At 69.6% G+C, this 22,569-nt stretch carries 17 protein-coding genes and 6 pseudogenes; 7 read left to right on the forward strand and 16 right to left on the reverse strand.

Annotated elements, in window-relative coordinates; genetic code table 11:
* Both R2S09_RS27290 and R2S09_RS27295 read right to left on the reverse strand, forming a co-directional pair.
* A partial coding sequence (locus R2S09_RS27290; RefSeq protein WP_316743961.1) for an IS3 family transposase occupies nucleotides 1-735 on the reverse strand: 735 nt, incomplete at its 3' end.
* A 5-nt stretch (nucleotides 736-740) separates the two neighbouring features.
* On the reverse strand, nucleotides 741-1,067 hold the full coding sequence (locus R2S09_RS27295; RefSeq protein WP_316743863.1) for a transposase: 327 nt from the start codon (nucleotides 1,065-1,067) through the stop codon (nucleotides 741-743).
* 434 nt (nucleotides 1,068-1,501) lie between these two features.
* Between R2S09_RS27295 and R2S09_RS27300 the strand changes: the two are divergent.
* Nucleotides 1,502-1,712: pseudogene (locus R2S09_RS27300) on the forward strand (SpoIIE family protein phosphatase); the annotation flags it as partial.
* 811 nt (nucleotides 1,713-2,523) lie between these two features.
* Here the strand turns inward: R2S09_RS27300 and R2S09_RS27305 are convergent.
* The 10 genes from R2S09_RS27305 to dnaK form a co-directional block, all read right to left on the reverse strand.
* Nucleotides 2,524-2,916: a DUF2267 domain-containing protein gene (locus tag R2S09_RS27305; RefSeq protein WP_306188868.1), complete on the reverse strand. Its 393-nt coding sequence runs from the start codon at nucleotides 2,914-2,916 to the stop codon at nucleotides 2,524-2,526.
* A 580-nt stretch (nucleotides 2,917-3,496) separates the two neighbouring features.
* Nucleotides 3,497-3,997 (reverse strand): Hsp20/alpha crystallin family protein, encoded by a 501-nt coding sequence (locus R2S09_RS27310; RefSeq protein WP_306188870.1) that lies wholly within the window; start codon nucleotides 3,995-3,997, stop codon nucleotides 3,497-3,499.
* Between the two features lie 48 nt (nucleotides 3,998-4,045).
* Nucleotides 4,046-5,860: an FAD-dependent oxidoreductase gene (locus tag R2S09_RS27315; RefSeq protein WP_316743866.1), complete on the reverse strand. Its 1,815-nt coding sequence runs from the start codon at nucleotides 5,858-5,860 to the stop codon at nucleotides 4,046-4,048.
* Complete coding sequence (locus tag R2S09_RS27320; protein ID WP_306188873.1) at nucleotides 5,860-6,123, reverse strand: UBP-type zinc finger domain-containing protein; 264 nt, start codon at nucleotides 6,121-6,123, stop codon at nucleotides 5,860-5,862. The genes R2S09_RS27315 and R2S09_RS27320 overlap by 1 nt, the downstream gene beginning before the upstream one ends.
* 5 nt (nucleotides 6,124-6,128) lie before the next feature.
* Nucleotides 6,129-6,575 (reverse strand): thioredoxin, encoded by a 447-nt coding sequence (gene trxA, locus R2S09_RS27325; RefSeq protein ID WP_306188875.1) that lies wholly within the window; start codon nucleotides 6,573-6,575, stop codon nucleotides 6,129-6,131.
* Entirely contained in the window at nucleotides 6,572-9,211 is a 2,640-nt protein-coding gene (gene clpB / locus R2S09_RS27330) for an ATP-dependent chaperone ClpB (protein WP_316743870.1), read from the reverse strand. The genes trxA and clpB overlap by 4 nt, the downstream gene beginning before the upstream one ends.
* Nucleotides 9,202-9,609, reverse strand: coding sequence for a chaperone modulator CbpM (locus tag R2S09_RS27335; RefSeq protein ID WP_306188878.1), 408 nt, complete (start codon nucleotides 9,607-9,609; stop codon nucleotides 9,202-9,204). Before R2S09_RS27335 ends, clpB begins: the two co-directional genes overlap by 10 nt.
* A complete protein-coding gene (locus tag R2S09_RS27340) occupies nucleotides 9,606-10,559 on the reverse strand; it encodes a J domain-containing protein (RefSeq protein WP_316743872.1) in 954 nt (317 codons plus the stop codon). The genes R2S09_RS27335 and R2S09_RS27340 overlap by 4 nt, the downstream gene beginning before the upstream one ends.
* 6 nt (nucleotides 10,560-10,565) lie before the next feature.
* Nucleotides 10,566-11,174, reverse strand: a complete 609-nt coding sequence (gene grpE, locus R2S09_RS27345) for a nucleotide exchange factor GrpE (RefSeq protein ID WP_306188881.1) — start codon at nucleotides 11,172-11,174, stop codon at nucleotides 10,566-10,568.
* A gap of 8 nt (nucleotides 11,175-11,182) precedes the next feature.
* Nucleotides 11,183-13,081, reverse strand: a complete 1,899-nt coding sequence (gene dnaK, locus R2S09_RS27350) for a molecular chaperone DnaK (protein ID WP_316743874.1) — start codon at nucleotides 13,079-13,081, stop codon at nucleotides 11,183-11,185.
* Between the two features lie 279 nt (nucleotides 13,082-13,360).
* Here dnaK and R2S09_RS27355 point away from each other — a divergent pair, with 279 nt between their 5' ends.
* On the forward strand, nucleotides 13,361-15,142 hold the full coding sequence (locus R2S09_RS27355; RefSeq protein WP_316743876.1) for a helix-turn-helix domain-containing protein: 1,782 nt from the start codon (nucleotides 13,361-13,363) through the stop codon (nucleotides 15,140-15,142).
* A gap of 330 nt (nucleotides 15,143-15,472) precedes the next feature.
* On the opposite strand, the gene R2S09_RS27360 is transcribed toward R2S09_RS27355, so the two are convergent.
* Complete coding sequence (locus R2S09_RS27360) at nucleotides 15,473-16,363, reverse strand: LysR family transcriptional regulator (protein WP_316743878.1); 891 nt, start codon at nucleotides 16,361-16,363, stop codon at nucleotides 15,473-15,475.
* Between the two features lie 266 nt (nucleotides 16,364-16,629).
* Between R2S09_RS27360 and R2S09_RS27365 the strand changes: the two genes are divergently transcribed.
* Complete coding sequence (locus R2S09_RS27365; protein WP_316743879.1) at nucleotides 16,630-17,817, forward strand: MFS transporter; 1,188 nt, start codon at nucleotides 16,630-16,632, stop codon at nucleotides 17,815-17,817.
* 102 nt (nucleotides 17,818-17,919) lie between these two features.
* Nucleotides 17,920-18,764, forward strand: a pseudogene (locus R2S09_RS27370) (aldo/keto reductase).
* 65 nt (nucleotides 18,765-18,829) lie between these two features.
* On the opposite strand, the pseudogene R2S09_RS27375 reads toward R2S09_RS27370, so the two are convergent.
* Nucleotides 18,830-19,160, reverse strand: a pseudogene (locus R2S09_RS27375) (transposase); the annotation flags it as partial.
* Between the two features lie 319 nt (nucleotides 19,161-19,479).
* On the opposite strand from R2S09_RS27375, the gene R2S09_RS27380 reads away from it, so the two are divergent.
* Nucleotides 19,480-19,929, forward strand: coding sequence for a DUF1931 family protein (locus tag R2S09_RS27380; RefSeq protein WP_306188887.1), 450 nt, complete (start codon nucleotides 19,480-19,482; stop codon nucleotides 19,927-19,929).
* Nucleotides 19,930-20,335: 406 nt separating this feature from the next.
* Nucleotides 20,336-20,902, forward strand: coding sequence for a type 1 glutamine amidotransferase domain-containing protein (locus R2S09_RS27385; protein WP_306188889.1), 567 nt, complete (start codon nucleotides 20,336-20,338; stop codon nucleotides 20,900-20,902).
* Nucleotides 20,903-20,927: 25 nt separating this feature from the next.
* Here R2S09_RS27385 and R2S09_RS27390 read toward each other — a convergent pair.
* Together R2S09_RS27390 and R2S09_RS27395 are read right to left on the reverse strand one after the other, a co-directional pair.
* Nucleotides 20,928-22,009 (reverse strand): annotated as a pseudogene (locus tag R2S09_RS27390) (ABC transporter); the annotation flags it as partial.
* A 1-nt stretch (nucleotide 22,010) separates the two neighbouring features.
* Nucleotides 22,011-22,118: pseudogene (locus R2S09_RS27395) on the reverse strand (IS5/IS1182 family transposase); the annotation flags it as partial.
* Between the two features lie 34 nt (nucleotides 22,119-22,152).
* Here R2S09_RS27395 and R2S09_RS27400 point away from each other — a divergent pair.
* A pseudogene (locus R2S09_RS27400) lies at nucleotides 22,153-22,368 on the forward strand (hypothetical protein); the annotation flags it as partial.
* Between the last annotated feature and the right edge of the window lie 201 nt (nucleotides 22,369-22,569).

The raw sequence follows: 22,569 nt of genomic DNA on the forward strand, positions 1-22,569 counted from the left end.
CTTGAACAGGCCGATCGTGCTCTCCATCAGGGCATTATCGTAGGCGTCGCCGACCGATCCGATCGAAGCGGCGATGCTGGCAGCGTCCAGATGCTCGGCGAGCCGGAAACTCGTGTACTGCGACCCGGCGTCCGAGTGATGGATCAACTCACCTGGCTGAACTGGGTGTTGGTCGCGGTCGCGCTGCCACAGCGCCATCTCCAGGGCGTCCAGCACGAAGACTGTTTCCTTCACGGTGGCCGCAGACCAGCCGACGATCCGGCGGGAGAAAGTGTCCACGACGAAGGCGACGTAGACGACACCGGCCCAGGTTTTCACGTGGGTGAAGTCCGCGACCCAGCAGCGGTTCGGGGCGCCGGCGACGAAGTCGCGGTCCAGTAGGTCCGGAGCCCGCTCGACCTGCCCGCCGGGCAGCGTGGTGATCACGCGTTTGCCACGGACCGCTCCGGCGATGCCGAGCTCGCGCATCAGGCGTTCGACAGTGCAGCGAGCCACATGGTGGCCCTGCCGGTTCAGCTCACGCCAGATCTTCCTCGCTCCGTAGACACGGTAGTTGACCTCGAAGACCTTGCTGATCCGCTCCTTCAATTCGGCGTCCCGCACGGTCCTGGCGGACGGCGTGGTCCGGCGTTTGTGGTGGGCGTAGTAGGTGGAGGGGGCGATCTTGCAGTCGTGCTCGGTCAGCACGCGGCAGATCGGCTCGACACCGCCGAAGCGGTCCCGGTGCTCGTCGATGAACGCTACGAGCGCGTGTGTGGCCGGTCGAGCTCGGCCGCGAAGAAACTCGCCGCAGCCTTCAGGATCTCGTTGGCCCGCTTGAGCTCTGCGTTCTCCTTCTTCAACCGCTTCAGCTCGGCCGACTCCTCGGTGGCCACGCCGGGCCGCACGCCGGCGTCGACCTGGTCCTGCCGCACCCACTTCCGCAGCGTCTCGGTCGTACCGATGCCCAGTTTCTGGGCGACCGCTTTCATCGCGGCCCACTCGGTGTCGTACTCCGGCCGCACCTCGGCGACCATCCGCACCGCACGACGGCGCAGCTCAAGCGGGTACTGGGAAGGACGTGCCATGACTCGATCCTCTCAAATGATCGAGTCCCTACCGAACCCGGAACGGTTCACCCTGCCTGCTTTCTGCAGGTCAAGGGCGATCTTCACTCTACCGCCGGCACGGACCGGACTCGAAGATTGTGAGGAACATCGCTTCACTCAGACGACAGGGTTCCCTGCCTGCATTTCCGTGCGAACCAGGCTGTTGTGACGCTGCCGATCAGACGTCTGCCAGGAAGACCCTCTGGGGACTGACGCTGATCAGACGCTGACTTGCTTGACGATACGTCAGTTATGAGAAGTTGGGCGCGCCGCGTGACGGTCAGGATCCCAATGACCGCCGTGCCCAGGCCGATCGCAGGTACGAGCGGGGGAAACACCGGGCCGGACGGGCCGAAAACCTCCTTGCCGAGGATGAGCGACGCCACCAGCGTGACGGCGTGGGACTCAAACCCTCAGATGGTGTCGTGGAGTCACGCGATGAGGCGGGCGAAGAGTTCGGTCTGGAACGCTTCACCGACAACATCATCCGGTCGACCGCAGCGGGGCAGAAGCGCCCCAGAAGTGCTGCGCCGACTCATCCATGCCATCCTCGAGCATCGACACAACAAAGTCAGCGACGACGCCACGATTTTGATGTTCGAGTGGCAGCCCCCTGACCCGTGACCGCAAGAGCCGGAGGGTGCAGCCCCGTGGCGTCGGCACTGCGAGGACGCAGACGCTGACGTCGGTGGATGCCGAGCGGAGCTCAGTCTCCGGGAAGCGGCGCGGGTATGGTGCCCCACCTCTGCAGCGCCGTACCCGCGCTTGCAGGGGCCCAGGCGACGGGCTGCAGCTCCTTGGCAGCAACGGCGCCCTGTTTACCGGTGGATGTTGCCGAAGGCATGGGTTCTGTGGTGGCCGGCCGCGGATACACCGTCTCGCAGCCGGCCGCCATGGCGTCCGGCGGAAACCGGTCCACGGCGCTCTTGCGGAATTGCGCCGCGGTGGAGCTGTCCCCGGCTCGTACCCATCGCGGAAATCAACTCCCGGGTTCCCCCTTCGCTGGCTGACATGACCTGGTGCAGGTTGTCGCCGCATCGGAGGAGCCAGCCATCGGGCCGGACTGCTGGGTCGGCTCTCTGCGGGACAACGACAGCGCCTGCACTGCCCGCCGTCGCAGGCGTGCTCGGCGGACCGGCCGATGCCGGCGCTGACAGCGACCGGCGGTCCGGTGCTGGCAGCCGGCCCTTCGAACGCAAAAGTTGGACATGGCTGGCACCTGTCCGTCGTACCTTCCCAGGCGCTGCTGTCACAAAAACAGGAACCGACGGAATGCGAGCGGTCCCCTCCGTGCCACGTCATCCACGGCCGGCCTTCCGGAAGTTCCGGACAGAGCATTTCGAACCCCTCACACGTCGGCAGCAGAACCACGAAAATCCAACCCATAGAACTGTCAGACGATCACCATGCTCAGTAACCACCGCGCCTCACGGGCTCAGTCCGAGAGGTCGGCCTTGCCGAACAGGACCGCGTAACTGGAGGGGAGCTGGCTGATGATCTGATTCAGCTCTCCGCCAGTGACAGCGTCGGCGACGGTGGTCAGGACCGCGCTGGCGTCCCACTGCGCCGTACGAGGTCGGGCATGGGTGCGCTCGGCGACCCGGCGGTAGAACTCTTCGATCCCGAAGCTTCGCGCCTGCTGCGGCACGGCATGGTCCAGGACTTGTCCCAGCGGGCCGGGCAGCTGGGATGCGAGGTCCTTGACCTCTCCCGGGCTGATCCGTTGGGCCAGCACTTCCAGCACGGCGTTGGTGACGTCCGCGGCTTCGTCCTGGTCGTTGTATTCGCCTCGCTCGCGCACACGGGCGAGGAATCCATCGTATTTCATAGCTGACTTCCTTCTTCCTTGGTCGCCGCTGTCATGGGGGGCGCCCGGTGCGCCGTCGCGGCGGCCGCGTCCGTCCGCCGGCGCGTAGCTGCCGTTCGCAAGGCCCTTGGCCCGAGACTCACGCAGGGCACGGCTGAAGCGCCCGGAGCCCCAGGAACGGCCGCCCCCCGCCTGTTCGAGTCGGTCGCCGCTCGTCGGGCCGGACTTGGATCGCGTGGGTTATCTGTTCGATCTCGTCGTCGAGGCGTTGTTCGGCCATGGCGAACGTACGACTTGCCGTGCCGCGGTGCCGGCCGTCCTCGGCGACTACAGGGTGCTGCCCGGTCCGGTGCCCGGGCGGTAACGGCGGGCTCCTACTCCCGGCGGCGGGCGGTGCAGTCGGCGACTTCAGGACCTCGCTCACCGTCAGGCGGGCGTAGTTCGCTCCCGCGTACGCCACGAAGAACATCAGCGAGACCAGCAGGAAAAACCACCAACGGTGGGGAGCCACGTAGCGCGTCTCCGCGGCCGTGAGGGGTGTCAAGCCTCGCCGGCCCGGCCGCAGCGCCGGATGGGTACCCGGAACCGCGGCGCTCGCGTCTCAGCCGCTGCTCTCGGTACTTTCACTCGTCTCGGTGATCTCGACGTGTCGCGGCTTTGCGACGTCGGTCTTGGGGACGGTGATGCTGAGCACTCCGTCCTGCATCTCAGCCTTGATCTTGTGGGTGTCCAGTTCTCCGGGCAGCCGCAAGCGGTACTCGAAGGCTCCGACGCGGCGGGTGCTGCGGCGCAGGACACCCTTGCGTTCCCGCTCCTTGATCTCTCCGGTGACCACGATTTCGGGACCGTTGGCCTCTACATCAATGTCCTTGCTCTTCACACCGGGGAGTTCGATCTCTATGTGGAACGCGTCCTCGGACTCCGACACGTCCGCGAGAGGCGTCCACGCAACCGCGGGTGCCGCGCCCACCGTCGACTCCAGCAGGCCGCTCATCTGGTTGAGCAGTTCGTCGAACTCGACCAGGGGATTGACAGGGGTGGGTGCCCAGACAGGCCTTTCCTGCAGGCCGCCACCGCGGTGGCGCCGGACGGGCATGGCCATCGCAATCGCCTCCTTCTTCCTTCTCGTGATCTCATCGTCCGCCGTTCGTCATGCGAGCCATGCGGACTCCTTGTGACGTATGCGTGGGGAGACGTCCGAGTGGCCCGCGACAGCTGACGTGCCTGTGGTGCCGGGAACGGCCGAGTGCCCCAGGTGCCGGTGCACGAAGTGGATGGCCATCGCGCCCTCACCGGCCGCGGAGGCCACCCGCTTCACCGAGCCGCTGCGGACGTCCCCGACCGCGAAGACCCCGGGCAGGCTGGCCTCCAGGGTCATGCACGGGCGCCCGCGGCCGTGCCACACCTCGGGGTGGGCGCAGGCTTCCTGGGCCTCCGGCCCGGTGAGGACGAAGCCGCGGGAGTCGAGGGCGATGATGTCGGCGAGCCACTCGGTGTGAGGGTCGGCGCCGGTGAAGACGAACAGGCTCCGTACCGCGAGCCGGCGGTGCCCGCCCGTGCGGTTGTCGACCACGTCGAGCTCCTCCAGCACTTCCTGGCCGATGACCTCGGTGACCTCGGTGTGCAGCATGACCTCCACCCGCGGATGGCGCTCGACCTGGTCGACCAGGTAGCGGGACATGTTGGCCTCAAGGCTGGCTCCTCGGACCAGCAGGTGCACCTTCGGCGCGTATCCGGCGAGGAACAGCACCGCCTGGCCCGCCGAGTTGCCTCCGCCGACGACGGCCACCGGGTCGGTGCGGCACTGCTGGGCCTCGTAGACGGTCGCCGAGTAGTGCACGCTCGTTCCTTCCAGGCGTTCGATGCCGGGCACCTGGAGCCGGCGGTAGCGGGCACCCATGGCCAGGACGACGGCGCGGGCGGCGATCTCGCTGCCGTCGGCGAACGCCACGACGTAGTGGTCGTCGTCCTTGGGATGGAGACCGGTCGCCTCCAGCGGAAGGCTGATCCTGGCGCCGAACTTGTCGGCCTGGAGCACGGCGCGTTCGGTGAGTTCGGCGCCGGAGATGCCGGATGGGAAGCCGAGCAGATTCTCGATGCGGGACGACGTGCCGGCCTGGCCGCCGGTGGCCATCGCCTCCACCACCGTGGTGCTCAGGCCTTCGGAGGCGGCGTACACCGCGGCAGCGAGGCCGGCAGGTCCGGAGCCTACGATGAGGACGTCGCCGTGATGGTTTCCGGCGGGCAGCGACGGCAGGCCGATGAGCCGGGCCAGTTCCGCGTTGCTGGGGTTGCGCAACAGGGTGGTGTCCCGCCAGATGACGAGTGGTGTCTCCGCCGGGCCGACGCCGAAGCGGCGCAGCAGCTCCTCGGCCTCCTCGTCGGTCTCCAGGTCGATCCAGCGGTGCGGCAGCCGGTTGCGGACGGCGAACTCGCGCAGCCGTCTGGTGTCGGGCGAGTAGCGTGAGCCGATGATGCGGAAGCCGGCGCCCTGTCCGACGAGCAGCGCGCGACGGCACAGACAGGCGCGCAGCACGACGTCCCCGATGGTGGAGTCCTGGGACACCAGGTGGCGCAACTGGTCCAAGGAGACCACAAGGACCTCGCCCGGCTCCCTGGCGACAGCGGTGTAGAAGGCCACTTGTCCGTACAGCAGGCCGAGTTCGCCGATGAAGCGACCGGGGCCGTGCACGCGCAGCACGTGCTCCTCGGGAGTGCCGTAGTCCTCGACGACGGCGACGGTACCGCTGAGGACGACGAGGAACGTCTCGCAGCGCTCCCCCTCCCGGAGCAGCACGTCGTTCGGAGCCATGTTCCGGCGTTGTCCCTGCTCCGCCAGACGTGCTATCTGGTCCTCCGTGAGGCGCGGATACGCGCCGGAGATGTCCGGGGTCTCCCAGAAGGCGGCCTCGTCCGCTTTCTCCGGCACCGGTTCTTCGCCCGGCAGCGACTGGTCGCCGGACATCAGACGAACGCCTCGTGAACGTAGCACCAGCGCCATTCCTCGCCGGGCTGGAACGACTGCACGATCGGATGGGCGACGGCAGCTGCGTGCTTGCGCGCGTGCTTGTTCGGCGAGGAGTCGCAGCAGCCGACGTGCCCGCACGTCAGGCAGAGCCTCAGGTGAACCCACGGGGAGCCGAGCTTCAGACACTCCTGACACCCTTCTGGGGTCAGCGGCTGGACCGGCCGGACGAGCGCGAGGTGGGGGTCTGCGTGCAGGGTCATCCCGATCACCCTTTCCGGGCGCTGATCGACTGTTCCACCCACTGGCGCAGAGCGGGGGCGGGCGCCGCCCCCGCCTGCCGGGCGACCGTCTCGCCCCGGTCGAGGATCAGCAGTGTCGGTACGGCCTGGACCTCGAAACGCTGCGACAGTCGCGGGTTCTTGTCGATGTCGACCTTGACGAGTTTGATTCGGCCGGCGAGATCGTTGGCGACCTTCTCCAGTGCGGGGCTGACCATGCGGCAGGGGCCGCACCAGGTGGCCCACAGGTCGACCACGACGGGAACGTCGGCCCGCTCGGCGACCTCGGTGAAGTCGTCGTCGCCCGCGTCCACCATCCACGGTAGGGGCTGCTTGCAGTGGCCGCACTTGGGGCGGCCCTCCGCGGCCACGGGCACCCGGTTGGAGCGCCCGCAGTTGGGGCACCTGACGGTCGTCGCCTGCAGGGTGCTCATGCCGCCCGCGCTCCCTTCACGTCCTCGGGCCGGTCGTAGGTGACTACCAGCTCTCCATGTTCGGCGTCGACGCGGACCGTCGCGCCGTCCTGGACGTCACCGCGCAGAAGGGCGCGCCCGACCATCGTCTCGACCTCGTGGGAGATGTAGCGGCGCAGCGGCCGGGCCCCGTACACCGCGTCGTATCCCTGGTGGGCGATCAACTCCCGGGCCGCTTCGGTGAGTTCGACGGTGATGCGGCGTTCGGCGAGCCGGCGGCGCAGCTCGTCGAACTGCAGCTCCACGATCCGCTCGATCTGCCGCTCGCCGAGCGGCTTGAACAGCACGATGTCGTCGACGCGGTTGAGGAACTCCGGGCGGAAGTGCCCGCGCAGCTCGCCCATCACCAGGGCGCGGGCGTCCGGCTTGATCTCACCCTCGGCGGTGGCGCCGTCGAGGAGGTGCTCGGAGCCGATGTTCGACGTCATGATGATCACGGTGTTGCGGAAGTCGACGGTGCGGCCCTGAGCATCGGTGATGCGGCCGTCGTCGAGGATCTGCAGCAGGGTGTTGAAGACATCGGTGTGCGCCTTCTCGATCTCGTCGAACAGCACAACGGAGTACGGCTTGCGGCGTACGGCCTCGGTGAGCTGGCCGCCTTCCTCGTAGCCGACGTATCCGGGTGGTGCGCCCATGAGCCGGCTGACGGTGTGCCGCTCCTGGTACTCACTCATGTCGAGGCGGACCATGTTCTCCTCGGAGTCGAACAGGGCCGCCGCGAGCGTCTTGGCCAGCTCGGTCTTCCCGACGCCGGTGGGGCCGAGGAAGATGAACGAGCCGATGGGGCGGCGCGGGTCGCGGATGCCGGAGCGGGCGCGGATGATGGCGTCGGCGACGAGTTTTACGGCCTCGTCCTGGCCGATGACGCGCTCGCGCAGGATCTCGTCGAGGCGCAGCAGCTTCTCGCGTTCGCCCTCCTGGAGACGGGCGACGGGGATGCCGGTCCAGGCGGCGACGATCTCGGCGATCTCCTCCTCGGTGACGACCTCGCGCAGCAGCCGGTTCTTCCCTTGTTTGGCGGCCAGTTGCTCCTCCTCGGCCTTCAGCCGACGCTCCAGGTCCTGGAGGCGGCCGTAGCGGAGTTCGGCGGCGCGGTTGAGGTCGTAGGCGCGTTCGGCCTCCTCCGCCTCGTGGCGGACCTGCTCCAGTTCCTGGCGTAGTTCCTGCACGCGGCGGATCGCCTGCCGTTCGGCCTCCCACTGGGCGTGTTTGGCGTCGGCCTCGCCGCGCAGGTCGGCCAGCTCCTTGCGCAGTTCCTCCAGGCGGGTTTTGCTGGCGGCGTCGGTCTCCTTGGACAGGGCCGCCTCCTCGATCTCCAGACGGGTGACGCGGCGGGTGATCTCGTCCAGTTCAGCGGGCATCGAATCGATCTCGGTACGCAGCCGGGCGCACGCCTCGTCGACGAGGTCGATGGCCTTGTCGGGCAGGAACCGGTCGGTGATGTACCGGTGGCTGAGGGTGGCCGCGGAGACCAGTGCGGTGTCCTGGATCTTCACGCCGTGGAAGACCTCCAGGCGTTCGCGCAGTCCGCGCAGGATGGAGATGGTGTCCTCCACGCTCGGCTCGTCGACCAGCACCTGCTGGAAGCGGCGTTCGAGGGCGGCGTCCTTCTCGATGTGCTTGCGGTACTCGTCGAGGGTGGTGGCCCCGATCATGTGGAGTTCGCCGCGGGCGAGCATCGGCTTGAGCATGTTGCCCGCGTCCATGGCCCCTTCGGCGGCGCCCGCGCCTACGACGGTGTGGAGTTCGTCAACGAAGAGCAGGATGCGTCCCTGGGCGGCCTTCACCTCGGACAGCACGGCCTTGAGGCGTTCCTCGAATTCGCCGCGGTACTTGGCGCCGGCGACCAGGGAGCCCATGTCGAGAGCGAACACCGTCTTGTCGCGCAGGCCCTCGGGGACGTCGCCGCGAACGATGCGCTGGGCCAGGCCCTCGACGATGGCGGTCTTGCCGACGCCGGGATCGCCGATGAGGACGGGGTTGTTCTTGGTCTTGCGGCTGAGGATCTGGGTGACGCGGCGGATCTCCGCATCACGGCCGATGACCGGGTCCAGCCGCCCGGACCGAGCCTCGAGGACGAGATCGCGGCCGTACTTCTCCAGAGCCTCATAGGCCACTTCGGGGTTGGCGGAGGTGACGCGCTGGTTGCCGCGGACCTGGGTGAGCGCGCTCAGGAACGAATCCCGGGTCACGCCGTGCTCCTTGAGCAGGCGTCCGGCCGCGGTCGCCGAGCCCTCCTCGGCCAGGGCGAGCAGGAGGTGCTCCACGGACACGTACTCGTCCTTGAGGCGTTTGGCCTCCCGCTCGGCGGCATCGAGCAGGCGGGACAGGCGCTGAGTGACGAAGACCTGGCCGGGTGCCGCGCCCGGACCGGTGACCTTCGGGCGGCGGGAGAGTTCCTCACGCACGGCCGCGCGCAGCTCCTTCGGCTCGGTGCCGACCTGTTGCAGCAACCGTGGGATCAGACCGTCCTCCTGATCGAGAAGCGCGAGCAGCAGGTGTTCCCCGTCGACCTCGGTCTGCCCCATGCCGACGGCCGCGCTCTGGGCCTCCTGGAGGGCTTCCTGGGACTTCTGGGTGAGACGGTTCATGTCCATGGGGGTGTTTCACTCCTCGTGCCGCGGCCGCGCAGGGCGGCTTCGAGCAGGCTGATGCGGTCGAGCAGGTCGAGCACCAGGCCGATGGATGCGTAGTTGAGGCAGAGTCCGGTGCGCAGCCGCTGGATACGGGCGAGAACCGCCGGGGCCGTGGGGTCGAACACCAGTCGCCCCGCAGAGTCGCGCTCGGCGTCGACCAGGCCGAGGGCGACGAACCGGCGGATCAGATCGGGGTGGAGGCCCGAGCGAAGGGCCACGGCGGACAGGGAGAGCCTGGGGACGGGCACGAGCGCGTACCGGACAGCCGTCGAGGCGGTGATGTCGGCGCCCGTTCGTACCGGACGGGCGCCCACGCCGGCCCGGCCGTTGCCTCCCGCTCCCGCGGGTCGGTCGTTCATCGCGTCCTCCTGGGGTCGAACGAGGAAGTGGCGGCGAGCTCCTCGAACAGTTCGCGCTCCCGGTCGCCGAGGGCGGGAGGCACCATGACGCGAAGTTCGGCGTACAGGTCGCCGTTCGCGCCCCGCGGGTTCGGCATGCCCTCGCCGCGCAGCCGCAGCCGCCGGCCACTGGACGAGCCCGCGGGCACCGTGACCTTCGCCGTGCCGCCGCCGGGCGTGGGCACCGGCACGGTCGCACCCAGGGCCGCCTCCCACGGGGAGACCGGGACCTGGACGTGCACGTCACGGCCGTCCAGCCGGAACCGGGGGTGGGGCTGGATACGCACTCGCAGGTACAGGTCGCCCGCGGCTGCGTCACCACTGCCCTGGCCACCCTCACCCGCCAGCCGGATGCGCTGCCCGTCGGTGACGCCCGGCGGCACGTCGACCTCGTACCGCCGCGGCTGCCCGGTGGGGCCGGCGAGTGTGACGGTGCGACGGCCGCCTCGGTACGCCTCCTCGACGCTGAGCGGCAGCTCGGCCTCCTGGTCCGCCCCGGGGACGCCGCCTCGGGTGGCGCCGGCTCCGAACATGGAGCCGAGCAGGTCCTCGATGTCGATGCCCTCCGCTCCGAAGTCGTCGCCGAAGCCGGTGGTGTACCGGACGCGAGGGCCGCCCGCGCCTGCGGTCCTCCGACCGCGGAAGCCACCGCCCGCTCCGGCCGCGACCCGTTCGTCGAAGTCCTCGGGGATCTTGCGGAAGTCCTCGCCGAAGCGGTCGTAGCGGGCCCGGCTCTTGGGGTCGGACAGGACGCTGTATGCCTCGTTGAGGTCCTTGAAACGCTCCTCCGCCCCGGGGTCCTTGTTGACGTCTGGGTGGTACCTGCGGGCGAGTTTGCGATATGCCTGCTGGATCTCGTCCTGGCTCGCGGTCCGCGACACACCCAGCACCTCGTAGAAGTCCCGTGCCATGACCGGTCACTCCCGCTTCGCGACCGTCACGGCGGCGGGCCTGAGCTGCCGTTCGCCGTCCCCGTAGCCGGGGCGCAGCACCTCGACGACCGTGCCCGGTGGGGCATCGGGGTCCTGGACGACACCGACCACCTCGTGCCGGGCCGGGTCGAAAGCGACACCGCTCTCCGCGTGCCGCGGGTAGCCGAGCAGTTCGAGGACGTTCACCGCCTGGTCGCGTACGGCCCGGACGCCCTCCACGATCGCACCCGGATCGGCGCCGGCATGGGTCAGGGCGAGCTCGAGGTTGTCGAGGACAGGCAGGAAGGCGGCCGCCGTGCGGGACCGCTCTGCCGCCCGTTCGTGCTCCAGTTCCCTGGCGTGACGCTTGCGAAGGTTGTCGAGGTCGGCGAGCGCCCGCCGCCAGCGGTCCTCCAGTTCCTGGATCGCGGTCGTGTACTCGTCCTCGGCAGGCGCGGGGCCGGCGGCATCGGGCCCCGGTTCGCCGTTCGCCGCTTCGGCCCGGGGCGGGCCCGGTCGGGGCAGATCCCCGCGAGGGCCAGGTCCGGCGCCTTCCGGGACCCGTGCGCCCGGATCCGACGCGGCCCGGTCGGGTTCCTGGGGGTGGGTGGGCATGGCACGCCTCAGCCCTTGTCGAACTCGGCGTCGATGACATCATCGTCACCGCCACCGTCACTCGTGGGACCGCCGGTGGCGGCGTCCTGGCCGACACCCCCGCCCGTGGCGGCGCCCTGATGGGCCGCCAGCCCGGCGAGCACCTGCTGGAGTTCGGAGGTCAGAGGCCGCACGCGCTCCACACCCGCCTCTTCCTTGACCGCCGCCCGGGCGTCGGACACGAGCATCTCGGCACGTGCCTTCTCGTGCGCGGGCGCTGCGTCGCCCAGTTCGGCGAGGCGCTTCTCGACCTGGTACGCGACGGCGTCGAGTTCGTTGCGGGCGTCGACGGCCTCGCGGAGTGCCTGGTCCTGGCCTCGGTTGCGCTCGGCCTCCTGGACCATGCGTTCGACCTCACTGCGGTCCAGGTTGGAGCTCTCGCTGATGGTGATGCCCTGTTCCTTGCCGGTGTCCCGGTCGCGGGCCTTGACGTTGAGGATGCCGTTGGCGTCGATGTCGAAGGTGACCTCGATCTGTGGTTCGCCCCGCGGCGCCGGCCGGATGTCGGTGAGCTGGAACCGGCCCAGCACCCGGTTGTCGGCGGCCCGCTCGCGCTCGCCCTGGAGGACCACCACATCGACGGCCGGCTGGTTGTCCTCGGCGGTGGAGAACGTCTCGCTGCGGCGCACCGGAATGGTGGTGTTTCGCTCGATGATCTTCGTCATCACTCCGCCGCGTGTCTCCACGCCCAGCGACAAGGGTGTGACGTCGAGCAGCAGGACGTCCTTGACCTCGCCCTTGAGCACCCCGGCCTGGATCGCGGCGCCCAGGGCCACGACCTCGTCGGGGTTGACGCTCATGTTGGGTTCCTTGCCGCCGGTCAGCCGGCGGACCAGAGTCTGGACGGCGGGAATGCGCGTGGAACCGCCGACGAGGATGACCTCGTCGATGTCGCTCTCGCCGACCTTCGCGTCGGCCATCGCCTGCTGCACCGGTCCCAGACAACGCTCCACCAGGTCGCCGGTGATCTGCTCGAAAGTGGACCGCATGATCGAGTCGGTGAGGTGCTTGGGGCCCGAGGCGTCGGCGGTGATGAACGGCAGGCTGACCTGCGTCTGCGTCACCGAACTGAGCTCGGTCTTGGCCTTCTCCGCCGCCTCGAACAGTCGTTGCAGCGCCTGCGGGTCCTTGCGCAGGTCGATGCCGTTCTCCTTCTGGAAGTCGTCCGCGAGGTAGTCCACCAGACGCCGGTCGAAGTCGTCGCCGCCGAGGTGGCTGTCACCGGCGGTGGAGCGCACCTCCACCACGCCGTCGCCGACGTCGAGGATGCTCACGTCGAAGGTGCCGCCGCCCAGGTCGAAGACGAGGACGGTCTCGTGCTCCTTCTTCTCCATGCCGTACGCGAGGGCGGCCGCCGTCGGCTCGTTGATGATCCGCAGCACCTCCAGTCCGGCGATCCGTCCGGCGTCCTTGGTGGCAGTGCGCTGGGCGTCGTTGAAGTAGGCGGGAACCGTGATGACCGCCTCCGTGACCCGCTCCCCCAGCTGCTTGGACGCGTCGTCGGCGAGTTTGCGCAGCACCTGTGCGCTGATCTCCTCAGGCGCGTACAGCTTGTCGCGCACCTTGAAGCGGGCCGCCCCGCCGTCGCCCTCGACGACGTCGTACGCCACCGCCCTGGCCTCGTCGGAGATCTCGTCGAAGTGCCGGCCGATGAACCGCTTGGCCGAATAGATGGTGCCCTTGGGGTTGAGGATCGCCTGGCGCCGGGCCAGCTGGCCCACCAGACGTTCCCCGGTGTCGGTGAAGGCCACCACGGACGGTGTCGTGCGGTTGCCCTCGCTGTTGGGCACGACGGACGCCTCGCCGCCCTCCCACACAGCGATCACCGAGTTGGTGGTGCCCAGGTCGATGCCCACTGCCTTGGCCATGAGGAACTCCTCCCGGTGCAGCGCCTGCGTCGACTCTCCGGATCACGTTCGTTCGGACAGAGGTGGGACTCCGCCGGTTTCCCACCGGTGCGCACGGAGGGTCTCGAGCACTCCCCAGGGTGACGAACCGGGTGGCTCCACGCCTGCGCCTGGCGAGTCAGGAATGCACGGGTCCGGTCGCCCCACGAGTACGAGAGAAAGAACCCACACGTGTCGGGTAGCCGGCCCGGGACCGGGTACGCGAAAGTCGCTCACCTCCGAAGGACGGAGTGATCTCCCATGGTCGGCAGTCGGGCGTACAGCCTGTACCACCGCTGCTCCGACCGGAAGGGCAGCCTTCCGCGGGGCAGCGCCCGGCGGCACCCCACGGCCGCGCCCAGGCGGCCCCGCCTGCCTGCTCGCACCCCAGCCGCCCAGGCCCTCCTCGAACTGATCGCGCTCTCCCGCGCCCAGTTCGACGCTCCGGACGAAGGCGAGATCCTGCGCCTGGCCATGGATCACATAGGCGCCGCGGGACCGTACAGCGCCGAGGCCGGATACCTCAAGGTGGGCGGCGACCTGGTCCCCAGCCCGTGGAACGGGCGAACGCATGCCTCGGCCGTGGGCCGGAGGGTGCGGGAGCTGGCCGGGCAGGACGGCAACGTGACCGTAGCCGGCAGGCCCTGGGGCCGGGCCCTGGGGCTACGCGGACCTGGGGTACTCCACGGCTACCTCGTGGTCACGTCCCGCTCCCAGCCCACCAAGGCCGAGCGATCCCTGCTCGCCATGCTCGTCCGGCACACCGCTGCTGCACTGTCAGTCGCCTTCGCACACTGCCGCCAACGCGAGGACGCGCTGGAGCTGCGCCGGCTGAGGGAGGAACGCACAGCCCTTCAGCGGAAGCTGATCTCTGTGGTGGCTGAGCTGGGCTACGAGCGAGCCGTTCACGCTCTCATGGCCGACGTCGCTGCCTCGGGTGGCGGCGAGGAAGCTGTCACCCGCGCACTGCACGGGCTCACAGGACTTCCCGCGCTGGTCGAGGACCGCTTCGGTCGGCTGAGGTCCTGGACCGGCCCCGGCCGCCCCGTCCCCTATCCCGAACCGGACCCCGTGCGCCAGGACGACATGCTGCACGCCGTCGCCAAAGAGGCCGGGCCGGTGCGGATAAGGGACCGGCTGCTCACGCTCGTCCGCAGGCACGGCGAGATCCTGGGCGTGCTGGCGCTGGTCGATACCCGGGACGAGGCCGACGAGCACACCGTCCTCGCGCTTGGACACGCCGCCACGTCTCTCGCCCTGGAGCTGACGCACCTGCGCAATCTGGCCGAAGTGGAGCTGAGGCTGCACCGCGAGCTGGCCGACGACCTCCTGGCGGGGACGGACGAGCCGAGCGCCTACGCCCGGTCCGAGGCAGTCGGACACGACCTGCACGGCAGCCACTACATCGTCGTGGTGCAGTGGTCGAACCGGGCTGCGGACGATTCCTTCGCGCGGACCGTGGGCCGGGCGGCCGCTGCGGTGGGCATGCGCTCGCTGCTGACCCGCCGCTCCGACCACGTCGTCCTCATCACTGGCGACAGGCCGCACGCTCGCGCGTTGTACGAGGTGCTCGCCCGAGAGAACGGGACACGGTCCGGGACGATAGGGGTGAGCGCCCCTTGCGACTCCGTGGACGACATCCCCCACCACTACCAGGAGGCGCGGCGTGCCCTGGACGTGCGCCGCCACTCCCGCGAGCGCTACGGCACGTCGTTCTTCGACGAGCTCGGTCTCTACCGCATCCTGGGACCCGGCAGCGGGCACCGGGAACTGGAGACGTTCGTCCAGGAGTGGCTCGGGCAGCTCATCGACTACGACTCCCGGCACCACGCGACCATGGTGGAGACCCTGTCCCGGTACTTCGACTGTGGCGGCAACTACGACGAGACCGCCGACTCCCTCGCGATCCACCGCAGCACGCTGCGCTATCGGCTCCAGCGCATCCGCGACATCAGCGGCCACGACCTCGCGAACGTCGAGGACCGGCTGAACCTCCAGGTGGCGAGCCGAGTGTGGAAGATCGTGCTGGGGGGACCCGGCTGATGCCTCGCTGGAACTTCTGCGCGATCGGTGTGAGTAGCAGTTGGGCGGGCTGCCCTGCTACAGCGCTGTGGGGGGTGGGTGGCCCTTCCTCGGATTGATCCAGCGAGGTCGCATCGCCCCAGAAGACGGGCCTCGGTTCATCACCGCCATCGCCATGATCGGCGGGACCTGTCGGCACCAGCCTCGATGGGGCCGAGAAGGTGTCCCACACCGCCTGTGGACCACAGCAGCGGAGCATCAGCGGATGCTCCGGCAGATGTCGCGGCGTGAGCGAGGCGACGCAGCGGCCGGACACCACCGACGGGTGACGTCCTGGCCGCGGCCCGGGCGTCACAGGGCGATGACGTGGCGGTCGACCAGGTCGAGCAGCGCCCCCAGGGCCGAGCTGGGCCGCCGGGTCGACGACGTGCCGAGATGCATACTCCAGCGGAGCATGGTGCCGTCGACGTCCAGGACGTGCAGGCCGGGGGTGCGGGCAACGGCGAACGCCGGCAGGAAGGCGATGCCCAGACCGTGCCGGACCAGTGCCGCCCCCATGTCGATGTCGGGCACTTCCAGTGCCACCCGGCGTACGACGCCCGCCGCCGCGAACGCCCGGTCGACCACCTCGCGGTTGCCGTAGCCCGGCGGGAAGTCCACGAAGGGCTCCCCCGCGAGGTCCGCAAGTGCCACCTCCCCCCGCTGCGCGAGCGGATGGACGGCACTCACCACGAGGACGAGCGGCACGGTGGCCAGCTCCCGTGCGTCGATCCCGGCGGGCTTGCGCTCGGGCAGCCACAGGAAGGCCACGTCCAGGTCCCCGCTCAGCAGCGCGTGCGCCAGTCCCGCCGATCCGGTCGTCGCCAGCCGCAGCCGGACGTCGATCGCCGGATGCCGCGCGTGCAGCTGCCCCAGGAGCGCAGGCAGGTCCACCACCTCGACCGAGGCCATGGCGCCCACGTTCACCGTGCCGCGCAGCGTGTCCTGTGCGGCGCGCACGGCGTCCTGGGCCGCCTGGGCGGCGTGCAGGGTGGCCCGGGCCTCCGGCAGCAGGGCCGCGCCCGCCCCGGTGAGGCGGACCTGCTGCGACGTGCGCTCGAACAGCGCGCAGCCGAGCTCGCGCTCCAGTGAGCGGATCGCGGCGGACACCCCTGACTGCACCACGCGCAGCCGACGGGCGGCACGCGTGAAACTCAGCTCCTCGGCGACCGCGATGAAGTGCTCCAGCTGACGTAGCTCCACACCAGAAGTATCACTGGCATTGCTGGAGCTCAGCAAAAACATTCGTTGGCGCTGATCCTGGCTGGTGAGGAGGATGGAAAGCACCATCCGCTTCCACCCGAGGAGGGGTACCCCTGCCTGCCGTTCCGACGCCGCTGAGCCGTCCCACAGCCGACGCTCCCGACGACCCGACCCACCGAATCCAAGCGCCCGCTCCCGACTTCCTGCCGCCGCGCGCCCCCGCCCGGCGCCGTGCCACGCACACGACCGGCTTCTGGTTCGTGGCGGTGGCCTTCACCGTGCTGATGGCCTTCGGCACCGCGCCCACCCCGCTGTGGCCGCTGTACGAGGCCCGGGACCACTTCGGCGCGACCACGGTCACGGTGGCGTACGCCTCGATGGTCGTGGGCGCGGCGGCCGCCTTCCTAGGGCTGGGACACCTGTCGGACCGGCTCGGCCGGCGGCGCATCATCGTCCCGGCGCTGCTGGTCGGCATCGTCGCGTCGGTCGTACTGATCGTGTGGCGGGACCTGCCGGGGCTGATCGCGGGCAGGATCCTGAACGGTGTCGGACTGGGGCTGATGGCCTCGACCGCGACGACGTACCTGCACGACCTCCACCACGAGGCCCGTCCGGACCGGAGGGGTTCGGTGCTGCCCGGCATCGTGGCCACCGCCGCCAACCTCGGCGGCCTGGCCTCGGGGCCCCTGGTCGCCGGAGCCGCCGCCGAGTGGCTTCCCACACCCCTGATCACCGCCCAGGCGATCTTCACGCTCGCCATGGCAGTGTGCCTGGCGCTGGTGCTGTGCACCCCGGAGACCGTGGACCTGGAGTTGCCCGCGGCCCAACCGCCCAGCCGGTTCGTCCTGCGCCCCGGCGGCCGGGGGGCGTTCGGAGCGGCCGGCGCGCTGGGCGCCTTCGCCTTCGCGATCCTCGGCCTGATCTCCTCCCTCGGGGCGAGCGTGCTCCACGGCACCCTGCACACCGACTCGCACCTCGTGGTCGGCCTGGCGGCCTTCCTCATGTTCGGTGCCGCGGCGGCCGCCCAGCTGGTGCTGGGCCGCCTCCCACTGCCCCGGCTCCTGACCGTGGGGGCAGTGGTCTTTCCGGTCGGGCTGGTCCTGTGCGCCGTCGCCCTCTACCACCCGGCACTCTGGCTCTACCTGGTCGCCGTGTCCCTGTCGGGAGCCGGCTCCGGGCTGCTGTTCAAGGGAGGCGTCGAACGTGCCGGTTCGGTGGCCGAGCCCGCCTCACGCGCAGGGGTCCTCGCCGTGTTCTTCGTCGTCGCGTACCTGGGAATGGGCCTGCCCTCCGTCCTGTTCAGCATCGCCCTGCGGCACTTCGCCCTGCAGACCGCGATGATCGGCTTCGCGGCGGTCCTCTCCTGCGGCGCCGTCGTGTCAGTGGTCGTCGCGTTGCGGGATCGCGCACCCGGTCCCGGCGAGCTCTCGGCGCGGTCCGCTCGCCCCTCCTGACCTCCCTGCGGCGCATCCGACACCGGTTGTCCGGGAGGCGCGGACCTGGGCACCCGGTTCGGGTGCGCGTGCCGCGGATCCGCGGCGGACGGGAGGCCCGAGATGTCTGCGGAATCGGCCAGGACGATCGCGCTCCCCTCCGGTGAGGAGATCGCGGCGCTCGGGCAGGGCACCTGGTACCTGGGCGAGGACCAGCCCGGCGTGAACAGGAGATCGCCGCGCTGCGGCTGGGCGTGGATCTGGGCATGACCGTCGTCGACACGGCGGAGATGTACGGCGACGGGGCAGCCGAAGAGCTCGTCGGGGAGGCCCTCCGGGGACGCCGGGAGGAGGTCTTCCTCGTCAGCAAGGTGCTGCCCGGCCACGCCGACAGGAAAGGCACCGTCGCCGCCTGCGAGGGCAGCCTGCGGCGGCTCCGTACGGAACGGCTGGACCTCTACCTGCTGCACTGGCGGGGACGGTGGCCACTCGAGGAGACCCTTGCGGGATTCACCGACCTGATGGAGGCGGAGAAGATCCGTTACTGGGGCGTGAGCAATCTGGACGTCACCGACATGGCCGAACTGACCACCCTCCCCAATGGCGACGCCGCGGCCCTCGACCAGGTGCTGTACAACCTCTCCCGGCGCGGCATCGAGTGGGATCTGCTCCCCTGGTGCCGCGAGGCCGGGGTGACGGTCATGGCCTACTCCCCGATCGAGCAGGGGCGGCTACTGAAGGGCGACGCTTTGGGTGCCGTGGCCCGGGCCGTCGGAGCCACGCCGGCCCAGGTGGCACTCGCCTGGGTGCTGGAACAGGGGGTGGCCGCGATCCCGTGTTCCGGATCATCCGACCACGTTCGGGAGAACCGCGGCGCGGTGGACCTCCACCTTCCTACCGAGGCGCTCGACGCTCTCGACGAGGCGTTCCCGCCGCCCAGCGGGCCCACGGCCCTGGACATGCTCTGAAGGCGTTGACAGGATGGCGCGCACCCCGCTCGTCGTCGGAATGAGGGATCGCTGCGCACCCCGTCGCGCGTGCTGACGCCGAGCAGGTAGGCACGACCACCGAGATGAGGGCCTGTTCGGCCCGTTGGCGACTCTGCAGCAGCCAGTGCGGGAAGTAACTGCCCTGGCACAGCTTGAGGATGGCCGGCTCGATCGTCCCGCCCCTCGTGTCCCACTCGTCGGGCGACAGCCGTTGCGGTGGTTGACGCGTTCGTCGCTGACCTGCCCGTATTCGGCATTGCCGAGGGTATCGGCCTCCGCGGACATGAGTGCGTCGGCGAACGTCTTCACCACCAAGCGCAGCAGATCGGGTCTCACCGCGGCCAGGTTGTCCTCGGCGAGGGCGTGCAGGGGCAGACTGTCTTGTTCCGGTCTCGGTTGAGTGCCCTCTCATACAGGCCCGCTCCCCCGAGCCGCTCGTGTCGTCCGGTCAGCAATTCTCGTTCGAGGCGTTGCAACGCCGTGCAGCCTCCTGCGGACGGACGGCGGTACGTCTGGCCGAGGGATGCCTGCGCACTTCATGCTGCTCTGCCGGGGGAAGAGGGGGCGCCCTTTTTCGGCCTGCAGTGCGGAGGCGCTCAGCAGGGAGCTCTGCGAATCTCGACCGGGTAACAGCCGATGGCGGCGCGGGCGAGAGCGAACGGCGCCGTCCGTTCCCGGTGAGGAGGCGAGAGGCATGACCGTGATGGGTGTGTCGAAGTTCGAGAGGTTCTTCCGCGCCGCCGCACGCCTCGACGTGGACAGGAACGACCTGAAGCGATATGGCGATTTCGTCGACGCCAAGCTCTACGACCTCCTGGTCGTCGGCCAGGCGTCGGCCAAGGCCAACGGCAGGGATACCGTCGAACCGTGGGATCTACCGATCACCAAGGGCCTCCAGGAGAGCATCCACCGGTTCCGGCGGCTCGACGAGGAGGTCGAGCTGAAGCCGATTTTGGAACAGCTCGCCGCGCACCCTCCCCTCGACAGGACACCCACCCAGGAGGCCGAAGAGCGCTACCCCGAGATCATCGGCGGTCTCAGCATCGCTCTCGCCGAGACGTTCAAAATCATGTATCCGGATGTCAAGAACCCGCAGACCAGTCACTGGGAGGGCGTGACCGCGGTGTTCGACCGGCTGCTGTAGCAGTCGCGCCCCGGTGCATGTCGCCGGACTGGACTGAGACGCCGGACGGGAGGCGGAAGGTGGAGACGGGGCCTTCACCGAGGCCCGGCTCGCGCGCGGGTGCTCGAGGATTCGCGATCGCGGTTTCAGCGCTGGTCGCCTGGCCAGGAAAATCACATCCCCTTGCCTTCACAACGGCGTCTGACTCGGAAGGTCATTTCGAGGGTCCGTCTCGTCCCGCGCTGCTCTGACACGCCGAGGGAAGGCTCATGAAAGCTGTCGTCTACGACGATCGCGCGGCGTGAGCGTGAAGGACGTCCCCGATTCGCATGCCGAAAGGCCCGGAAAAGGGGATGCGGAAAGGCCCTGCCGGGTGTCCCAACCGCTCGCGTCCTACAACCGAGCGACTCGTGAAGGGAGCCGTACCATGACGCAGGAACTCCGCGGGATGCGGGTGGGGATTCTGGCCACCGACGGCGTCGAGCGCGTGGAACTCGACCAACCGCGCGGTGCGCTGCAGGGCGCAGGGGCGAAGACTGAGATCGTCTCGCTCCACCCCGGCGAGATCCAGGCCCGCCAGTTCGACCTCAACGCGGCCGGAACCTTCCCCGTGGACCGCCTGGTCGCCGACGCCTCCGTCGACGACTACCACGCCCTGCTCCTGCCCGGCGGCACCATGAGCCCTGACCAGCTGCGCATGAACCGAGACGCGGTGCAGTTCGTCAAGGACTTCATGGCCAGCGGGAAACCGGTCGCATCTATCTGCCACGGCCCGTGGACCCTGGCGGAAGCCGACGCCGTGCGCGGCCGCCGCCTGACGTCCTGGCCCAGCATCCGTACCGACCTGCGCAACGCCGGTGCGGAGGTCGTCGCCGACCAGGAGGTGGTCGTCGACGGACAGCTGGTCACCAGCCGCGGCCCGGCCGACCTGCCCGCCTTCTGCGCCGCCGTCGTGGAACAGTTCACCCGGGCGCACCACCCTATGCCCGGCTGACCCTGCGGCCTGGTCGCAGGCGGTGTCAGGAGCGCGCGAGCCGGGCCGCGAGATAGGGCGCGGTACCGCTGCGGCCGGCCCTCGCCGCCTTGGCCGGCGGGCCCGCCGCGACCATCCGCCCGCCCGCGTCGCCGCCCGGACCGAGGTCGATGACCCAGTCGGCGGTGGCGATCGTGGCCAGGTCGTGCTCGACGAGCACGACCGTGTTGCCGGCGTCGACGAGCCGGTGCAACTGTCGCAGCAGCAGCGCGACGTCCGAGGGATGCAACCCCGCCGTCGGCTCGTCGAGCAGGTAGAACGCGTGTCCACGACGGGCTCGCTGCATTTCGGTCGCCAGTTTGATGCGTTGCGCCTCACCGCCGCTGAGTTCCGTCGCGGGCCGGCCCAGCCGCAGGTACCCCAGTCCCACCTCGCGCAACGTCTCCAGACTGCCGGAGGCGGCCGGGACGGCGGACAGGAACTCGGCGGCGGCGTCGACGGACAGCGCCAGTACTTCCGCGATGTTCTTGCCGCAGTAGGTGACTTCCGGCGTTTCGGCGTTGTACCGGGCGCCTTCACAGGTCGGGCACGGCGCGTAGGTGCCGGGCAGGAACAGCCGTTCCACCGCGACGAATCCTTCGCCCTGGCAGGTCTCGCACCGACCTCGGGCACGTTGAAGGAGAACCACCCGGCCGAGTAGCCGCGCGCCCTGGCTTCGTCCGTCTCCGTGTACAGCTTGCGCACCGCGTCGAACATCCCGGTGTACGTGGCCAGGCCGGACCGGGGAGTTCGGCCGATGGGCCGTTGGTCGACCCGGACCAGCCGGTCGAACGACTCGACCCCCGACGCGTCCTGGACGTCGACCGCCAACGGGCACGAGTCCGAGGTGGCCGCGGACCACCTCGGCGAGCACCTGCGTCACCAGCGTCGACTTTCCGGAACAGGACACGCCCGTCACCGCCGTCAGCACGCAGAGCGGTAGTCGACGGACACGTCGTGCAGATTGTGGCGGGAGACGCCGCTCAGGTGCAGCCAGCCGTGCGGTGTGCGCGGGCGGTGATCGAGCGGCTGGGCGCGCCCGAACAGGTACTGGCTCGTGGCCGACTCCCCGACCCGCTCAAGACCGGCACCGTGCCGGGCGACGGTGCTGGATCAACCAACCGAAGATCCGCTCGATCACCCACCGCTTCGGTAGCGGCTCGAACCCCTTGGTTCGTGGTCGCTGAACGACCTCCACATCGATGCCCAGCCCGGCCCGGCGGTTGAAGATGCTCCTCAACGATCGGGTGTTCGCATCCGCGACACGAATGCCGCTGCACGTCTCGGAGTACTGGACGTTGTCCTGGTTCGTCGCTTCGGTCGCCACGGTGGGCGGCGCGCTGGGATCGGTGCTGGAGAGCGACGAGGCGATCCGGACAGCCGCCTACTCCAAGCGCGAACAGGAACGTCGCAGCGTGCTGCAGGACGACCACGGTGCCAGCGGGTGACCTCAGGCGGAGATGTGCCGTCGGTTGGTGGTCGTCCGGGCCCGGAGATTCCGCTGATCGGTCGGTGCGTGGTTGTTTCGCCTCGGAGGCCGACGGGGACCCGGACGCAAAGCCGCCGGAGCGCCGAAGCTCCGCCTGGCGGGCCGGCGGCAGATGACCGTTCCATCTAATCCAGTTGAACGGCCCGCAGAGGCGTGCGGG

The sequence above is a fragment of the Streptomyces sp. MK7 genome, from assembly GCF_032658145.1.
GTDB lineage: Bacteria > Actinomycetota > Actinomycetes > Streptomycetales > Streptomycetaceae > Streptomyces > Streptomyces spiralis.